Here is a 15,830-nt window from a genome sequence, read left to right as displayed (position 1 = left end):
TGCCCATCCTCCCCGTAGAGTGCGCCCATGCACCCGCCATTGAACCATTGTGGAGAAACAGAACTGATGAAGAAAAAAGTGGCCTTGGCCGTCGGAGCCGTGTTGGTGGTGGGAGGGCTTGGCGCCTGCTGGTACACGGGCAATACGTTCGACCGGATCCTGGCCGAGCAGATCGCCAGGGCGCAGCAGGAGAGCGGGATCGAGGTCACCTGGAGCCCGGAGACGGAGAATCTGTTCACCCGCGACGGCGTGCTCAAGGTGGTGGTGCCGCCCCAGACGCTGGCGAGTTTTGATCCCCAGCTGGCGGGAAGCGAACCCATCGAGATGCAGTTCGCGTTCAACAGCCGCCTGTTGCCGCTCTATATCAAGAGCCACCTCCAGCTTGATACCGCACAGGGCACGCTGGCGCCCATCCTGACCTCTCTGGGGATGCAGCAGTGGCAACTGGGGGCAGAATCGGCGAGCAGCCTCTGGACCATGAGCAACAGTTCCCGCTTCTGGGTGAGTGACTTCAAGGTCAAGGAGGGGCTCAACGAGTTCACCTTCCTGCCCTTGAACGGCGACTATCGCGGGGATCTCGACGGCAATGGCCATCTCACCGCCCACTGGTTGGGGATGACGGTCCACGATGCCCAGAGCAAGACAGATCTGGCCTTGGCGGATCTCAAGGGCAGTGCCGACATGGCCGAGATCAGCGGGCTCTGGCTCTCTCCCCGCAGCGATGCGACCCTCACGGCCTTCACCCTGACCCAGCCGGGGAACGTCAAGATCACGCTGGAGGGGCTGACCACGGCCACCGAGCTGGCGGGGGACGATCTTCAGACGCTCTCCACTCGCTATCAGATGAAGGTGGCGACCCTCAACATGGAGAGCGAGGAAGACCGGCTCGCGCTGACCCAGGGAAATCTGGATCTCTCCCTCAAGGGGCTGGATCTCGAGGGGTATCAGACGCTGCAAGAGGCCAGCAGCAAACGGGTGGACGAAGCGGCCATCCAGGAAGCGCTGGACAAGATGCTCCAGAGAGGGGCCACGCTGGAACTGGCGGATCTGAGTGCGCGATTGAACGGTGAGCCTGTCAGCCTGCAAGGGGAGGCCAAGCTGGCGCCCACCACCCTGGCACAGTTGATGGGCAGCGAGGAGGGGATGCAGGCACTCTCCGGTCTGCTTCATGCCCACCTTGGGGAGAAGCTGGGCCAGGCCGTTCCCCAGTTGGCCCCTATGCTGGAGCAATTCACTGCCATGGGATATCTGAAGGCGCAGGAGTCACAGCTTCAGGCCGAGCTCAAGCTCGACAAAGGGGCCGTGACCGTCAATGGTCTGCCGCTGCACCCGTGAGTGCCGCGCAATGAAAAAGGCTCCCTCGGGAGCCTTTTTTCTGGGGGCGCGCAGCCGCTTATTTGAACACGACTGTCTTGTTGCCGTAGACGAAGACCCGCTCGTTCAGCACCAGTTCCAGCGCCCGGCTCAGCACGGATTTCTCCACGTCGCGTCCGGCCTTGGCCATGTCATCGGCACTGAAGGTGTGATCGACGTGGATCACGTCCTGCTCGACGATGGGGCCTTCATCCAGATCGTCGGTGACGAAGTGGGCGGTGGCACCAATCAGCTTGACCCCGCGGTCGAAGGCCTGACGATAGGGGCGGGCACCGATGAAGGCTGGCAGGAAGGAGTGGTGGATATTGATGATCTTGCGCGGATAGGCTTCCACGAAGCTTGGGGTCAGCACACGCATGTATTTGGCCAGAATGACGTAATCCGGCTGGTAGCCATCGATGAGCGTGCGCACTTGCTCCTCATGCTCGGTGCGGCTGAGATCCTCGTGGCTCACGCAGTGGAAGGGGATGTCGAACTTGCCGGTCAGCTCGGCGAGGGTGTCGTAGTTGCCGATGACCGCGACGATGTCCATGTCCAGGGCGCCGGCATAGTTCTTCATCAGGATGTCGCCGAGGCAGTGGGTCTCCTTGGTCACCAGGATGACGATGCGCTTCTTGCCCGCCTTGACGAGACGACGCTGGGCGCCGACAGGCAGGGCATCATCGAGGTCGGCCAGCAGGGTCTCGTCGTTGAAGCGCCCTTCCAGCTCGGTGCGCATGAAGAAGCGGCCGTTTTCGTGATCCACGAACTCGTCGTTCTTGTTGATGTTGAGCTGGTGCTTGTAGCAGATGTTGGTGATCTTGGCGATGAGACCCTTGGCGTCGGGGCAATCGGTCAGCAGTATTTTCTTTTCCATCTCTGTCATGATTCCGTTTGTGATGTTGGCACCCGGTCTGCGCGGGCGCGCGCGTTTTTGCTGGCACTATGCCACAAACGAAATCAGAAAGGACAGCGCGCCGTGTATCGGGTGGTGCTCGCGCGAAAATTGCAGTGCAGCCAGCTCCCGGTTTGTCTTTGATGGGTTTTTGGCTGGCATCCTGCGTCTTTTTTCTTTAGGCTGTCTGCGCTTATTCTCAGGGCGGGGCGAAATTCCCCACCGGCGGTATCCCGATGTGACTCGGGGAGCCCGCGAGCGCCCGACCCGGCATTCATCCGGGACGGGGTCAGCAGATCCGGTGAGATGCCGGAGCCGACGGTCATAGTCCGGATGAAAGAGGATAAGACAGATATTGCTGGCCAGACCCTGCCGGGTTGGCCGCCGCATGGCTACTTCTGTCTGCCTTTCCATGCCCTGATTCTGGTCCTTGTCTTTTTTAGGAGTCTTACCATGAATCAGTCTCTACTCAGTGAATTCGGTGATCCCATTGCTCGCGTCGAAGCCGCGCTGGCCGCCCTGCGTGCCGGTCAGGGTGTGCTGGTGGCCGATGATGAAGATCGCGAGAACGAAGGCGATCTCATCTTTGCCGCAGAAACCATGACCAACGAGCAGATGGCCATGATGATCCGCGAGTGCTCCGGCATCGTCTGCCTCTGTCTGACCGACGAGCGGGTTCGCCAGCTCGAGCTGCCGATGATGGTGGAGGCCAACTCCAGCCACTATCAGACTGCCTTCACTGTGACCATCGAAGCGGCGCAGGGGGTGACCACCGGGGTGTCCGCCGCCGATCGCATCACCACCATCCGTGCGGCCATCGCCGACGGTGCCCGGCCCTCCGATCTGCATCGACCCGGCCATGTCTTCCCGCTGCGCGCCCGCACGGGTGGGGTGCTGACCCGCCGTGGTCACACCGAAGCGACCGTCGATCTGATGCAGCTCGCCGGGCTCAAACCTTACGGAGTATTGTGCGAGTTGACCAAGGAAGATGGCTCCATGGCCAGGTTGCCGGACCTGGTGGCCTTCGGTCGCCAGCACCGGATGCCGGTCCTGACCATCGAAGATCTGGTGCAATATCGTCAATTGCTGTCAGAACGTTCAGCCTGAGCCTCATACGAAATTGTAATAAGCCCAAATTTTGGTTACGCTTTGTGCGAACCTCATCCAGGGACACTCATTTTTGCTTAAAGTTTGTACGGAAAGTGTGCAGCTAAAAAAAAATGAGGGTTTTAACGCATTTATCTGTGATGGGGCCTATCCAAAGTATGATTTTTTTGTGCCATAATCACGCCGCTTGCTAAACGTCTGGCGAGTTAAAGGGAGCTTTTAAAAATGAAAAAAATGTTGTTGGTAGGTGTTGTTGGTCTGTCCGCTCTGCTGGGCGGTTGTGCAAACACCAGCGAACTGGAAACTTCCGTTCAGAATCTGTCTAACAAAGTTGACCAACTGGCTCAAGATGTTAGCGCTGTTCGTGCTGATCAGTCCAAGATCGCTGCTGATGTTGCAGAAGCCAAGCAAGAAGCTATGCGTGCTAACCAGCGCATCGACAACATGGCTACTTCCTACAAGAAGTAATCCATGCGAAAAAATGGCGCATTTTAATGCGCCATTTTTTTTTGCCTGAAATCTGGCAATTACCCGAGTTTGACTCCCGCCTGAACAAGGCAATGCCGACTGAGCGGCATTCCCCGTCCTGAATATCCCTTCGATCAATAAAGCAGGCTGTAGAGCTTGCGGCGGTAATTCTGCGCTGCCGGATGTGCGCCCATGGTGGCCAGCACATCGAGATAGATCTTCTTGGCATCCCCAAAGGCCAGATCCCGCTTGAGAATGGTGAACAGCAAGGCCAGAGCCTCTTCCTGTCGACCGACCTGGCTGTAGAGTACAGCCAGCTCCTGGGCGAGGGTGTCATCTGCCGGTTGTTCGGCGTGACGCAGCTCCAGGGCGCGCAGTTCAGGGCTGTCACTGGCCTGCAGCGCCAGCGAGAGGCGAGAGCTCAGGGTCTGATAGTGATCGTCCTGTGCCACCATGGGGATGGCGGCGAGCAGGGCTTGCGCCTCGTCCAGCAGGTTCAGATCCAGGGCCGCCTGTACCAGCCAGAGGCTGATGTCGTGACGCTCGGGGGCGAGGCGATGGGCCTTGCTCAGGTGGGCGTGCGCCACATCGGCCTGCTCTGCGGCCAGTGCCTGCTTGGCCTGCTCCAGCAGCAGCTCTTCTTCCTTGGGGGCGAAAGCAGCGAAATACTGGCGCAGGGTCGCTTCATCCTGCGGCCCTTCCAGAATGGCCTGCTCGTCCGGACGACCCTGATGGAACAGCACCAGGGCGGGTAACGCACGCAGGGCCAGCTGGCTCGCCAGCGGCTGCAGCTGGGGATCGTTCATGTCGACTTTGGCCAGGGTGACGCCAGGATTGGCCTGACCAACCAGGGCTTCCACCAGGGGGGTCATGGCCTGACACTCCGGCATCTGCGGGGCGTGGAAGTAGATGACGACCGGCTTTTTCAGGGACGCATCGATCAGTTCGGCGTGAAAATTCTGGGGAGTGATGTCGACGATCATGAGGCTGACTCTCGGAAAATGGTGTGGATCAACATGGGGTCCAGCGGAGTGGATTTCAAGCTCCCGTCCAGCAGATAGGCATCGACCTGGCGGGTCGGGGCGGCGAGGCTGAGCCATCCGCTGCCCGCGGGCCAGTCGCGGATTTCATAGTGGCGATTGTCGAGATGATTTTTGAGCTGCCATGCCTGCTCCGGAAGGAAGCAGATTTTGTCGAGTCCGGCGGAAATACCATCGCCATGCGCCTTGAGCACAGCTTCCTTGCGAGACCATAGCCGATAGAAGGCCGAATGTTGCTCCTCTCGGGGCAGGGCGTTCAACCATTGGTATTCGCTTGGCGCATAGAAGCGTTTGGCCAGCGGCAGTATGGGGCGGTGACGCAATCCCATCTCGATGTCCACCCCAAGGGGACCCTCCTCACAGAGGGCGATCACCAGCCACTCTCCGCTGTGGCTGAGGTTGAACTGCCAGCGATGACTGAGCAGTGTCGGTTTGCCATGCGTACCGATGCCAAAAGTCAGGGCATCGGCCCGGCAATGGAGTCGCTCGGCCAGCAGGCGGCGAAGCAACACGCGTCCCAGCAGGTACTCCCGCTGGCGGCCTGGTTGGCGGATCTCGTGCCAGTGGCGGTATTCCTCCGGGGAGAGCCCGGATGACAGCCCGATCAGCTGTTCAGTATCGACGAGCGCGGTATTTAACAAATAGAGATCCGCAGAAAGCATAATATTTCACTTAAAAATGGGGTCGAAGTAGCGATAACAATCAGTTTGGAGAGGCCGAAACCGATGCTTTCAAGATTGTATATTGTTTGGCCATGATCACATAAATTGCGCTAAACAGAGCATTTCCTTGCAAAAATGTGAGTTCGATTGGGATTTTCGCTTGCCTCGATAGAATTCTTGGATATAGTCGGGTGCTGTTGCCTTATAAATTGCCCTGTCGGGCTGCATTTTAACAAGTTTCACTCTTTTTTGTGGGGATAAAGGATTGCGCCACCTGATGCTACTGCTGGTCGCGCTCGGAATGGTAGGTTGTGCTTCGGCACCCCAACCCGAGGTCGCGAGTAAGATCGAGGTTTCCATGATGGAACCCGTGATTGAACCCGAAGTTTCGCCTACCCCGGATGTCAACGAAATCCTGACCGTATACAAAGAGTGGCGTGGTACCCCCTATCGTTATGGCGGTACCACAGAACGAGGCATCGATTGCTCGGCGTTTACCCGTGAAGTGTTCCGCAATGCCATCGGCATCGAATTGCCCCGCGATACCCGCTCCCAGGTCCACGAAGGCTCTCGCGTCTCCAAGCAGGATCTGGTCGAGGGGGACCTGGTCTTCTTCAAGATCAACCCGCGTCTGAACCATGTCGGCATCTATGTCGGCAACGGTGAATTCATCCACGTCTCCTTCCGTGCCGGCGTCACGCGCTCCAAGCTCGACAATGTGTATTGGCGCAACAAGTTCTGGCAGGCACGCCGGATCGATATCTGAGTCAGGCTGGACAAACGGCTCGCAGTACGGACTGTTTTTCCAACCTCACTTGAACCGGACCCTCAGGGTCCGGTTTTTTTATGGCCCTCTTTTAGACTTTCCCTGGCCGACTCTCTATAGTGTGGCCCCCTTGATCCTCGGCAGGTCCAGCATGACACCCCAGCAGAAAACCGGATTGCACCCGCGCAATCGCCATCAGGCCCCCTACGACTTTGACGCGCTCTGCCAGCGCACCCCGGCGCTGTCGCCTTTCGTGTTCGTCAACGAGCACGGCACCCGGACCCTGGATTTCGCCGATCCGGCCGCCGTCAAGGCGCTCAACCGGGCGCTGCTGGCGCTGCACTATGGCATCGAACACTGGGATCTGCCGCCTGGCTACCTATGCCCGCCCATCCCGGGGCGGGTCGATTATCTGCATCGCGTCGCGGATCTGCTGGCGGAGAGCGCGGGCAAGGTGCCGACGGGCAAGGGCGTGCGAGTGCTGGATATCGGCGTCGGGGCAAACTGCATCTACCCCCTGCTGGGAGCCCGCGAGTATGGCTGGCGCTTTGTGGGGTCAGACATCGACCCGGTGTCGGTCAAGGCGGCGACCTTGCTGGCCGCCAGCAATGGCCTGGGGAGCCAGATTGCGTGCCGCCATCAAGGCAACCCGAAACACATCTTTCGTGGCATTCTGGGGCCGAAGGAGCACTTCGCCCTGACCCTGTGCAACCCGCCGTTTCATGCATCCCTGGCCGAGGCTAGCAAGGGGACGGAGCGCAAGCTGCGCAACCTGGGCAAGGGGGAGGGCAAGGCGGTGACGGGGGCGCCCGTGCTCAATTTCGGCGGGCAGAAGGCCGAGCTCTGGTGCGAAGGGGGCGAGGCGGCATTTCTGGCCGGCATGATAGAGCAGAGCAGGGAATTTGCCGCCCAGTGCCTCTGGTTCAGTTCGCTGGTGTCGAAGAAGGAGAACCTGCCGGCCGCCCGCAAGGCGCTGACCCGGGCGGGGGCGCGGGAGGTTCGTGTACTCGATATGGCGCAAGGCAACAAGGTGAGCCGGATCCTGGCCTGGAGTTTCCTGGATGAGGAGAAGCGGGCAGCCTGGTGGTCTGCCATGGGCAGATGAGCAAGACCGGGGCACTGGCAAGGGCCCCGGATCCCTTTTTCCGGACTGATTGATTCCCGCTTGCAGCCCTCGTTTCAATCGTTTTCCCACCTGATTTTTCCAGCATGTTAGTGATCACTCCCGCCCTTGGTACAGTTGTACGCCGAGATTTTTTTGTACTTACTGCTGAAACTTTCATAAAATGGGACTGGTTAGACCTCTTCACAGGCTGTTAATCGAATAGGGATCGGTAAATGAAAGTTGTCGATTTTCTGAAGCACAAGCGCGAAATTCTGGCGCAGCACCCCTTTGAGCTCAAGGATTGGCTCTCCCCGGCTATCCGCGACTACTGGCGTGAGTTTCAGCAAAAGGCACACCTTCACCCCTTGCTGGGGCGAGTGCTGGATCTGCAAGGGGAGTCCCAGGATGCCCGCCAGCAAGAGGCTGCCAGAGTCACCCAGGTCGCGAATGGCCAGCCTGCCCTGGCGCAGGATCCCGTGGTGGAGCTCGAAGGTGAAGCGGCGGCACTCTATGCCGAGTTGCAGACCCGCATCGGTGAAGAGACCCATGTAGGTGAGTGGTTACAGGTCACCCAGGCGTTGATCAACCAGTTCGCGACCGTGACCGGCGATCATCAGTGGATCCACACCGATCCCGAGCGCGCGGCAGCCGAGTCTCCCTTCAAGACCACCATTGCCCATGGCTTCCTGACTCTGGCCCTGCTGCCCCAGTTGACCGGTTCGGTGGACGAGAGCACGCCGGAGTTCCCGACCGCCCGCATGGTGGTGAATTTCGGCCTGGAACAGGTCCGCTTCCCTTATCCTATCAAGGTGGACAGCAATATCCGCGCCCGCACCAAGCTGTCGCGTGTCACGCCCATCAAGGGAGGCATCGAGCTCCTCAAGGAGATCAAGATAGAGATCGAGGGGATCCGTCGCCCTGGCTGCGTCATCGAGTCGGTCACCCGGATCTATTTCTGACGCGCTCGTCTTGCACCCATGAACACAGGCCCACTTTGGTGGGCCTGTGTCGTTTCTGGCGGGTCAGAAACTCGCTCCCAGGGTGATGAGGTGACGCCACTCTTTCTCGCTCACATCCCTGTGCAGGCCGTGGTAGTCGAGCCAGGCATCGTCCCAATCCAGTTCGCTTGACCAGGAGAGGCGCAGGTGATCGTTGAAATAGTACCTGAGGCCCAGGCTGCCGCTGACGGACTGCTTTCTGGTCAGGTAGGGGGAGGGTTGATCGACGAATTTTTCATAACTGCCCTTGCCAAACAGCTCGAACTTCTCTTCCCAGAGTGCCAAGGGCTGCCGGTAGTCCCACCCCAGGCTGACGTAGGGGTAATTGATGATCCTGTCGTCAAACAGGTCTGAGTTGCTCCACACCTCCGGCCTGAAATAGGCACGTTCCAGACCGAGCTGGGTAATGAGCTCCAGCCGGCGTTGCCTGTCATTCCAGAAGCGGTAGCCGGGGCCGGAAGCATAGTCAATCTCCAGATAACCGGCATCGATCATGTTGTAATCGATGTCGACGGAAGATCGCAGGAACCAGTGATCGTCGAAGAAGAAGTCGAGCTTGGGTTTGAGCTTGTATTCGTGGCTGTCGGTGATGTTGTTCGCCGTTTCGTAGATGTACTCGCCATCCAGGCTGTAACGCCAGTCCAGATTGGCAAACTCGGTGGAGACCTTGAGATTGACGTTGTTGGTCTTCTTGGTGTTCTCCTTGAGCTTGATGTTGAGATCCCCGTTCCCTGTCAGCAGCCAGGCATTGGCCTCGTCAGGAGAGTCCAGCAGGGGGATCCCCGTCTTGGTAAGCGGCTTGGGTTTCTCCTGCTTGTCCAGACGCCATCGTTTGATGGCGTGGCGCGGGACCGTCATGGCCTGACTGTAGGCGGGCTTGATGCGGATCTGCTCGTCCGTGATCTCCTCTATGGTCCCGCTCAGACGATCGCCGTTGCGCATCCAGAGGATGTCCGCCATCGCCGCGGAGCCAGGCAGCAGAAGCAACAGGCAAACCACATGACCCGTTCTGTTCATGTTGGTCAGGCCTTCAGCCGCTCACGGGCTTGGGCAGCCCGCTCTTGCGCTCGAGCAGGGCGGTCACCCGGGCACTGTCGATGTCGGGGGCAGCGATGAACTGCTCGGCTTCGGGGGAGAGCACCAGCGGCGCCCCCTGTGCCATCTCCGCTTCGGTGCGGGAGAGGGGGGAGTGTACCTCCAGCCAGCGACGACCGTCGGGTTCCACCGCCATCTTGACCGGCTGGTTGATGACCCGGACCGGGGTGCCGACGGGAACAAGACCAAACAGGGTTTCGATGTCATCCGGGCGCAGCCGGATACAACCCGCGCTGACTCGCAGACCGACCCCGAAATCCTTGTTGGTGCCGTGGATGAGGTAGTCCTTGTTGCCATAGCCAAGACGCATGGCGAACTTGCCGAGGGGATTGTCGGGGCCGGGGGGGACCACGGCGGGCAGATCGATCCCCTTCTGCTCCAGCCAGGACTTGCGGACCATGGGGCCGGGCACCCAGGTCGGGTTGGGATTTTTCGCAATGACGGTGGTGGTCATCTCCGGCGTCTCGCGGCCGATGTCACCGATCCCGATGGGCAGCACCATCACCTCCTGCTTGCCCTTGGGGAAGTAGTAGAGGCGAAGTTCAGGCAGGTTGATGACGATGCCTTCTCGCGGCACGTCGGGCAGCAGCATCTGGGTCGGCAGAGTGAGCCGGGTGCCCGGGGTGGGCAGATAGGGGTCTACGCCGGGATTGGCTTCGAGCAGTGCCAGAAAGCCTGTCCGGGTATGCTTGCCGACCAGTTCCAGATGATCGCCAGGTTGTACGATGTAATCTTCCAGGGCGCCGATGAGACGACTGTCCGCTGGCGGCAGGGGATAGGTGTTGGACCAGACAGGTGCGGCCCAGAGGCTGGCGGCGGCCAGCAACAGTGAGACGATACGAGTGTTGAGCATGGTTGTTCCTATCGGCTGGGGCGAGGGACGGGTTCCCTTCCAAAAAATGAGCAGAGATTGTCAACGAATCCCGCGGGGATTACCAGTCCGGCACCATGACTGCCGGGAGGGCGGTGGCGAGCGCGTCACAGGGTGTCACTGGCCCATCAGGCTCGCCGTATTCACCCGCCGGGAACCGGGTACAGGGTGGAGACAGTGAGCGAGGAGGCGCTGCCGGTGAAAGTCACTGGCGTTGGGAGGGGCGGGATCGCCGGATGGCGGTTTTATCGCCAGTCGTCTGATCTGCAACGAGATTTACATTGATTTCCCGGCTAGGGTTGGGTCAATATGAGTGCCCGTGGAGAGATGCCGGAGTGGCCGAACGGGATTGACTCGAAATCAATTGTGGCAGCAATGCCACCCAGGGTTCGAATCCCTGTCTCTCCGCCATTTATTCCCCTCAAGCCCGCGCCCGTCGCGGGTTTGTCATTTCTACTGTCCATCCCCCGGCTCAGCCATCTCCCAATGTCTTTCCCGATTTGGGGCCTGTGGTCACGGGGTCGCGAAGTCTTACCCCATTCTCTCGAATGTCCATTCACCTGATTAGCCACTTGCCGGCCCAGACAGGTCTCCCGGGGTCATCACCAACATGGTGATGGGGAATGGGCCCGCACCTGCAGGGTCATCTGGCCGACCCCGCGAGCTCAGCCATCGCGATCCCCCTGATAGGCGCAGAAAGCCTGCGAGTAGATGTGTCCAGAGTTGGCTATTGGTGCTTGGTTTTCTATCCCGCAGCCATCATCAGAGCAACGTGGCTGCGGGTTGGAGACTCATGCCTTGCGGCTGGCCAGCTGGCGAAGGCGCTGGGTGCTCTGGTGCAGACTCTGGTGCTGCACCTCGTTCAGGGCGCAGTGCTTGAGCACGTACTCGGCGCTGGCCACCACCGTCTTCCAGCGCGGTGCCTTGGGCAGGGTGTCGAGGTTCAGGTACTTGTCGAGGGTGCGGGTCTGGGGACTGGAGCGGTCCATGTAGACCCGCCACAGCTTGCTCTTCTCCGCCAGCACTATCTTGCCCTTGCCGGTGCTCTGCTGCCAGGTCTCCAGGGTGAGACGCATGGTGTCCACCAGGGCGCGGCGCAGAGGTTCGTCATCCTGCTGGCGAATGAGATCGTCCGCCAGCGACCTGAACTCCCCTCCCAGCCGGCTCAGTTCCCCCAGCAACTGGCCATCCTCGATGATGGCCTGGCGAGAGAGGCTCTTGAGGGCGTTCTCCAGTGCAGCCATGCGATTGTCGTCCTGACGCGGTTCTGTGCCAAGGGTCAGCGCATAGGCGTGCTGCCCCCCTAGGTTGATGGGCAGGGCGCAGGCGTTGAGGGTGTCTCGCTGGCCCGCCACCAGGAAGTCCAGCTCCCGCTCCGGCTGCGCGGTCATGTCGGGCCACTGGCTTGCCAGCGGGGCGGCCAGCCACTCGTCCAGCATCTGCCCCTCCATGGCTTCCGGCTCCTGACCCAGCAGGCGCGCCAGGGCCCGGGAGGCAAACAGCACCCCTCCTTGCTCATCGAGGAAGACCATGGGGTCGGCCCCCTCGCCAAGCAGGGCGAGGAGCCGTTCCTGATCCTGGTGCAGTTGCTCCTGGAGCAGCAGACGGTGCTCTATCTCCTGTTTGAGCAGGCGGTTCTCCACCAGGGAGGCGCGCCCGGCGCTGGCCTCCAGCAGGGCTCTCACCCGGGCGAACAGCTCCTCCTTGCAGAAGGGTTTCACCAGATAGTCGTTGGCCCCGGCGTTGAAACCCTCTTCAATCTCCTTGGGCTGGTTGAGGGCGGTGAGCAGCAGCACCGGCCGCTTCTCCTTGGGGTGCTGCTGGCGCAGACGGCGGCAGACGTCGAAGCCCGAGAGGGTGGGCATCATCACGTCAAGCAGGATGAGATCCACCGGCTCCTGAGCCAGCTTGGTCAGGGCGTCGTGACCGTCGCTGCTGGGCAGGATGCGATAACCGCAGGGCTGCAGCAGGTGGCGCAGTATGTGCAAATTGATGGGCTCGTCATCCACCACCAGGATGACGGGGGCATCTTGCGGCGGGGGCGGCAGATCCTCGCTCTCCCAGTCCGGCAGGATGACGGGTTGCTGGCGCACCAGCTGGTGCTCTATCTGGCGGCTGTCGAGGGTCAGACTGCCCGCCTTGCCGCTGGCCAGCGGCAAGGTGAAGGCGAAGGTGGAGCCGACGCTCGGCTCGCTCTCCACGAACAGCTCCCCCCCCATCAGGTGCACCAGCTGGCGGGTGATGGAGAGACCGAGCCCCGCTCCCTGCTTGCTCACTTCCGGGCTCATCTGCACCAGGGGCTCGAAGATGTGCTCCAGATGGTCCCTGGCGATGCCGATGCCGGTGTCGGTCACCTTGATGCGCAGGAAGTTGCCCTCCACCAGGGCGCTCAGCACCACCTTGCCCTGGGGGGTGTACTTGATGGCGTTGCCCACCAGGTTGTAGAGCACCTGCTCGAGGCGCTGCTCGTCCGCCAGCACAGGGGGCAGCTCGGCGGGGCTCTTGTCCACCAGGGTGAGGGGCTTGGCCTGTACCAGATGCTGGCAGAGATCCAGCACCAGCCGGATGACCCCCTTGGAGGAGACCGGCTGGGGGTGGATCTCCAGCTGGCCGTAGCGCATCTGGTGGTAGTCGAGCAAGTCGTCCACGAGGCGCGCCAGACCGTCGGCGCTCTTGATGATGAGGCCGAGCTGTTTCTGCTGCCCTTCGGTCAGGTCCTGCTGGCTGGCGAGCATTGACTCGGCCATCCCCTTGATGCCGTGGATGGGGGTGCGCAGCTCGTGGGAGGTGTTGGCCAGAAGCTCGTCTTTGAGCTTGTCCGCCTGTTGCAGACTGAGGTTCTGCTTGTGGGTCAGCTTGACCTGCTGTTGCAGCTCCTGGGTCTGGCGTTCGATGAGCTCGATCTTGTCCTTCACCGAGCGCTGCATGTGGCGAAACGCCTGGGCCAGCCGGTCGATGTCATCGTCGGTGCGGGGGATGGTGATGGGGTGATCCAGGGCGCCGTCCGCCACCTGTTCGGCGGCGGCGGTGAGGGATCGCAGGGGCGCCGTGATGGAGTGGGAGAGCCAGCGGGAGAAGAGGATCAGCAGCAGCAGTGAGCCTGCCCCCAGCAGGATCACCAGCGTCTCGAGCTGGCGGATGGGGGCATAGGCCTCGCTGGTGGAGATCTCGGCGATGAAGGCCCACTCGGTATCGAACACCTTCACCTGGGTATAGGCGGCCAGCACCTCGTCATCGTGGTAGGAGAGGAAGGGGCCGACCCCCTGCTCCCCGGAGAGGGCCTTGATGATGAGGGGGGTCTGCAGCGGTCGGAAGTCGGGGCTGAAGCTGTTCTCCACGCTGAATTCGGGGGCGAGCCAGGCGTTGGCGCGCATCCGCTTGTCCGGGCCGATGAGAATGGTCTCGCCGGTTGCGCCGAGCCCCTCCCGCTCCGCCATGATCTGGTTGAGCTTGTCCGGCAGCAGCTCGAAGATGACCACGCCGCGCACATAGTCGTATTGCATCACGGGGGCGGCGAGGTAGGCGACCACCTGGCCGGTCAGCTCGTTGCGGCCAAAATCGGTGAATTCGAAGATCTGCTGGGGCTTCTGGCCGCCATCGAGGCGGCGCTTGATCTTGGCGAAGGTGTTGCCAAGGCCGCTCGACTGGTAGGGGCCCGAGAGCAGGTTGGTGGCGAAGTTGGCCTGCTTGGTGACCGAGTAGACCACGTCACCGTTGAGGTCGACCAGGAAGATGTCGCTATAGTTGGATTTGCGCACCATGTCGGCGTAGCCGCGATGGAAGCGCTGGTGGACGCGGCCATACATCTCGTCCGCCAGGATGAGGGCACTGATGGAGGGCTCTATCTCCACCTGACTGTCAGGTTGTTGCAGCTTGTCCCAGGAGCCCGGCACATAGCGGGCCTGGGCGCGGGCACGGGCCTCCTGCGGCGTGGTGCCGAGCTTCTCGAAGGCACCGGTGAAACCGTAGAAGCGACCGATACTGTTGCCGGCAAAGTCCTGCTGGGAGAAGTTGATGATCTGCTCCTTGAGGTTGCCGAAGTAGTCTTGCAGCTGGTTTTTCTTGATGTTGCGCACCGAGACCAGATGGTTGGAGGTCTGGGTGGTGAGATCCTTGCCGTGGCTATAGAGGAAAAACAGGGTGACGACCAGGAAGGGCACCAGGCCCAACATGAAAAAAGCCAGCATCAGCTGCGGTCTGAGCCCCCGAGGCCTGAAGTTCCATTTCATCGCATGATTTTCAATTGAGAATCCAGTTACTAAGCGCGATGAGTTTCTGACTAAAGGCTAACTATTTCAATGGCTTTATCTTAAATTCGCTCGTCGGGTCACAGGGAGCGGGGGGATTTTCGACCAAGGCGTTTAAAGGGTGAGCAAACAGCACGGGAAAGGGCTCAAAGTGAGAAAAAAGGGTTGTGCCCGGGCTCGGGGTACGTATAATGCGCCTCGTTGTCAGGCAACTGGCACGCAAGCAGTCATGCGGGAATAGCTCAGTTGGTAGAGCACGACCTTGCCAAGGTCGGGGTCGCGAGTTCGAGTCTCGTTTCCCGCTCCAATACTCCATGGCACCAACCATGGACATCACTCTCAAGGCAATGCCTTTTCAGCATGGCGCGTTAGCAAAGCGGTTATGCAGCGGATTGCAAATCCGTTTAGTCCGGTTCGACTCCGGAACGTGCCTCCATCTTCTCCCTGTTTTCCACGTCACTGACGTTGTACATCCGCCATGGCGGCCCAGGATGATGCTTCATTGGATGTCAGTCAGCCGTGAACAACCTTCCCGTTGCCACGTTTTGTGCAGATGTAGATCCATCTCGGCCAATGCCTCGCCCCTGGATCCGGACCTCTCTTCGCCCCCCTGTTCTGCCAGCGCGGCCATCTCCTTTATCAGCAAACCGCATTGCCACAGGCTGGCGGTGGGGACCCCGTGATAGGGGATGTCGATGGCATCGTCACGATTGAGCCGCCACTCCTGCCACTGGCTCCAGGCGAGCACGCCCAATGCCCCCAGCAGCGCCGCATCTGCAAGTTTCATCCTGTGTTCCCCCGATCTGGTCCAGTCCTCGTTAACTCTGGAACAGGGGCCGCGTTTTGCCACCTTTGTTGTTTTTTAGTTAAAGAATGTAACCCGGTTTCATTTTTAGGCTTTTAGCCCCATTTTTTATCAAAAAATGGCGCTGTCGGTGTAGTAATCCTACAATGATTGGCGTAATCTTTGTTCAGTGGTCTTACCAGTGAGGCGTTACATCATGTTTCATCCCTTCTCCCTGACTCAGATAATCCTTCGCCGCATCTTCGTCTTGGTGGCGGGTTTGCTCGCCTTCCCGGTGATGCTGTTTCGCCGGGATCGCGCCCGTTTCTACAGTTACCTGCACCGCATCTGGAGCAAGACCAGCACCAAGCCGGTCTGGCTCAAGATGAGCGAGCGAGGGGAGCGGATCTTCTACTGATCCTCCCCGTGACGCCCGCTT

14 protein-coding genes, 3 tRNA genes and 1 riboswitch are annotated in these 15,830 nt (G+C 60.3%); of the genes, 10 read left to right on the top strand and 7 right to left on the bottom strand.

Annotated elements, in window-relative coordinates:
* Positions 1-66 precede the first annotated feature (66 nt).
* Positions 67-1,335, top strand: a complete 1,269-nt coding sequence (locus C2U37_RS00740; RefSeq protein WP_102948767.1) for a DUF945 family protein — start codon at positions 67-69, stop codon at positions 1,333-1,335.
* A 58-nt stretch (positions 1,336-1,393) separates the two neighbouring features.
* Here the strand turns inward: C2U37_RS00740 and purU are convergent, their stop codons facing one another.
* The gene (gene purU, locus C2U37_RS00735; protein WP_102948766.1) at positions 1,394-2,230 is read right to left on the bottom strand and encodes a formyltetrahydrofolate deformylase; all 837 of its coding nucleotides are present in this window, start codon (positions 2,228-2,230) and stop codon (positions 1,394-1,396) included.
* A gap of 209 nt (positions 2,231-2,439) precedes the next feature.
* Positions 2,440-2,597: riboswitch (FMN riboswitch) on the top strand.
* 104 nt (positions 2,598-2,701) lie between these two features.
* On the opposite strand from purU, the gene ribB reads away from it, so the two are divergent.
* Positions 2,702-3,355, top strand: a complete 654-nt coding sequence (gene ribB / locus C2U37_RS00730) for a 3,4-dihydroxy-2-butanone-4-phosphate synthase (RefSeq protein ID WP_010673523.1) — start codon at positions 2,702-2,704, stop codon at positions 3,353-3,355.
* 225 nt (positions 3,356-3,580) lie between these two features.
* Entirely contained in the window at positions 3,581-3,823 is a 243-nt protein-coding gene (locus C2U37_RS00725; protein ID WP_010634682.1) for an Lpp/OprI family alanine-zipper lipoprotein, read from the top strand.
* Between the two features lie 134 nt (positions 3,824-3,957).
* On the opposite strand, the gene C2U37_RS00720 is transcribed toward C2U37_RS00725, so the two are convergent.
* On the bottom strand, positions 3,958-4,806 hold the full coding sequence (locus tag C2U37_RS00720; protein WP_102948764.1) for a tetratricopeptide repeat protein: 849 nt from the start codon (positions 4,804-4,806) through the stop codon (positions 3,958-3,960).
* The gene (locus C2U37_RS00715; RefSeq protein ID WP_104451717.1) at positions 4,803-5,525 is read right to left on the bottom strand and encodes a 4'-phosphopantetheinyl transferase family protein; all 723 of its coding nucleotides are present in this window, start codon (positions 5,523-5,525) and stop codon (positions 4,803-4,805) included. Before C2U37_RS00715 ends, C2U37_RS00720 begins: the two co-directional genes overlap by 4 nt.
* 277 nt (positions 5,526-5,802) lie before the next feature.
* On the opposite strand from C2U37_RS00715, the gene C2U37_RS00710 reads away from it, so the two are divergent.
* The 3 genes from C2U37_RS00710 (at position 5,803) to C2U37_RS00700 (ending at position 8,355) form a co-directional block, all read left to right on the top strand.
* Positions 5,803-6,291, top strand: a complete 489-nt coding sequence (locus tag C2U37_RS00710; protein ID WP_010673526.1) for a C40 family peptidase — start codon at positions 5,803-5,805, stop codon at positions 6,289-6,291.
* A 151-nt stretch (positions 6,292-6,442) separates the two neighbouring features.
* Entirely contained in the window at positions 6,443-7,396 is a 954-nt protein-coding gene (gene rlmF, locus C2U37_RS00705; RefSeq protein WP_102948762.1) for a 23S rRNA (adenine(1618)-N(6))-methyltransferase RlmF, read from the top strand.
* Positions 7,397-7,629: 233 nt separating this feature from the next.
* Positions 7,630-8,355, top strand: a complete 726-nt coding sequence (locus tag C2U37_RS00700) for a MaoC family dehydratase (protein ID WP_010673529.1) — start codon at positions 7,630-7,632, stop codon at positions 8,353-8,355.
* A 63-nt stretch (positions 8,356-8,418) separates the two neighbouring features.
* Here C2U37_RS00700 and C2U37_RS00695 read toward each other — a convergent pair whose 3' ends face one another.
* Positions 8,419-9,411 (bottom strand): DUF481 domain-containing protein, encoded by a 993-nt coding sequence (locus C2U37_RS00695; protein ID WP_102948760.1) that lies wholly within the window; start codon positions 9,409-9,411, stop codon positions 8,419-8,421.
* A gap of 13 nt (positions 9,412-9,424) precedes the next feature.
* Positions 9,425-10,342, bottom strand: coding sequence for a L,D-transpeptidase family protein (locus C2U37_RS00690; protein WP_042878776.1), 918 nt, complete (start codon positions 10,340-10,342; stop codon positions 9,425-9,427).
* Positions 10,343-10,681: 339 nt separating this feature from the next.
* On the opposite strand from C2U37_RS00690, the gene C2U37_RS00685 reads away from it, so the two are divergent.
* Positions 10,682-10,771 (top strand) — tRNA-Ser (locus C2U37_RS00685).
* 380 nt (positions 10,772-11,151) lie between these two features.
* On the opposite strand, the gene C2U37_RS00680 is transcribed toward C2U37_RS00685, so the two are convergent.
* On the bottom strand, positions 11,152-14,589 hold the full coding sequence (locus tag C2U37_RS00680; protein ID WP_104451716.1) for an ATP-binding protein: 3,438 nt from the start codon (positions 14,587-14,589) through the stop codon (positions 11,152-11,154).
* Between the two features lie 249 nt (positions 14,590-14,838).
* Here C2U37_RS00680 and C2U37_RS00675 point away from each other — a divergent pair.
* A tRNA-Gly gene (locus tag C2U37_RS00675) sits at positions 14,839-14,914 on the top strand.
* Positions 14,915-14,969: 55 nt separating this feature from the next.
* Positions 14,970-15,043, top strand: a tRNA-Cys gene (locus C2U37_RS00670).
* Between the two features lie 63 nt (positions 15,044-15,106).
* Here the strand turns inward: C2U37_RS00670 and C2U37_RS00665 are convergent.
* Positions 15,107-15,394, bottom strand: coding sequence for a hypothetical protein (locus tag C2U37_RS00665; protein WP_049636605.1), 288 nt, complete (start codon positions 15,392-15,394; stop codon positions 15,107-15,109).
* 214 nt (positions 15,395-15,608) lie between these two features.
* On the opposite strand from C2U37_RS00665, the gene C2U37_RS00660 reads away from it, so the two are divergent.
* Positions 15,609-15,809, top strand: coding sequence for a YbfA family protein (locus C2U37_RS00660; protein ID WP_045523888.1), 201 nt, complete (start codon positions 15,609-15,611; stop codon positions 15,807-15,809).
* Positions 15,810-15,830: the final 21 nt, after the last annotated feature.

It is taken from the genome of Aeromonas sp. ASNIH1 (assembly GCF_002934285.1).
GTDB classification, from domain to species: domain Bacteria; phylum Pseudomonadota; class Gammaproteobacteria; order Enterobacterales; family Aeromonadaceae; genus Aeromonas; species Aeromonas caviae.
This window is presented reverse-complemented; position numbering and strand designations above follow the sequence as displayed.

Excerpts from the sequence above, each read along its gene's own strand:
- C2U37_RS00665 (WP_049636605.1), bottom strand. The coding sequence starts at position 15,394 with ATGAAACTTGCAGATGCGGCGCTGCTGGGGGCATTGGGCGTGCTCGCC.
- C2U37_RS00720 (WP_102948764.1), bottom strand. The coding sequence starts at position 4,806 with ATGATCGTCGACATCACTCCCCAGAATTTTCACGCCGAACTGATCGAT.
- C2U37_RS00710 (WP_010673526.1), top strand. The coding sequence starts at position 5,803 with ATGCTACTGCTGGTCGCGCTCGGAATGGTAGGTTGTGCTTCGGCACCC.
- C2U37_RS00725 (WP_010634682.1), top strand. The coding sequence starts at position 3,581 with ATGAAAAAAATGTTGTTGGTAGGTGTTGTTGGTCTGTCCGCTCTGCTG.
- ribB (WP_010673523.1), top strand. The coding sequence starts at position 2,702 with ATGAATCAGTCTCTACTCAGTGAATTCGGTGATCCCATTGCTCGCGTC.
- C2U37_RS00660 (WP_045523888.1), top strand. The coding sequence starts at position 15,609 with ATGTTTCATCCCTTCTCCCTGACTCAGATAATCCTTCGCCGCATCTTC.
- C2U37_RS00680 (WP_104451716.1), bottom strand. The coding sequence starts at position 14,589 with ATGAAATGGAACTTCAGGCCTCGGGGGCTCAGACCGCAGCTGATGCTG.
- purU (WP_102948766.1), bottom strand. The coding sequence starts at position 2,230 with ATGGAAAAGAAAATACTGCTGACCGATTGCCCCGACGCCAAGGGTCTC.
- C2U37_RS00690 (WP_042878776.1), bottom strand. The coding sequence starts at position 10,342 with ATGCTCAACACTCGTATCGTCTCACTGTTGCTGGCCGCCGCCAGCCTC.
- C2U37_RS00740 (WP_102948767.1), top strand. The coding sequence starts at position 67 with ATGAAGAAAAAAGTGGCCTTGGCCGTCGGAGCCGTGTTGGTGGTGGGA.
- C2U37_RS00695 (WP_102948760.1), bottom strand. The coding sequence starts at position 9,411 with ATGAACAGAACGGGTCATGTGGTTTGCCTGTTGCTTCTGCTGCCTGGC.
- C2U37_RS00700 (WP_010673529.1), top strand. The coding sequence starts at position 7,630 with ATGAAAGTTGTCGATTTTCTGAAGCACAAGCGCGAAATTCTGGCGCAG.
- C2U37_RS00715 (WP_104451717.1), bottom strand. The coding sequence starts at position 5,525 with ATGCTTTCTGCGGATCTCTATTTGTTAAATACCGCGCTCGTCGATACT.
- rlmF (WP_102948762.1), top strand. The coding sequence starts at position 6,443 with ATGACACCCCAGCAGAAAACCGGATTGCACCCGCGCAATCGCCATCAG.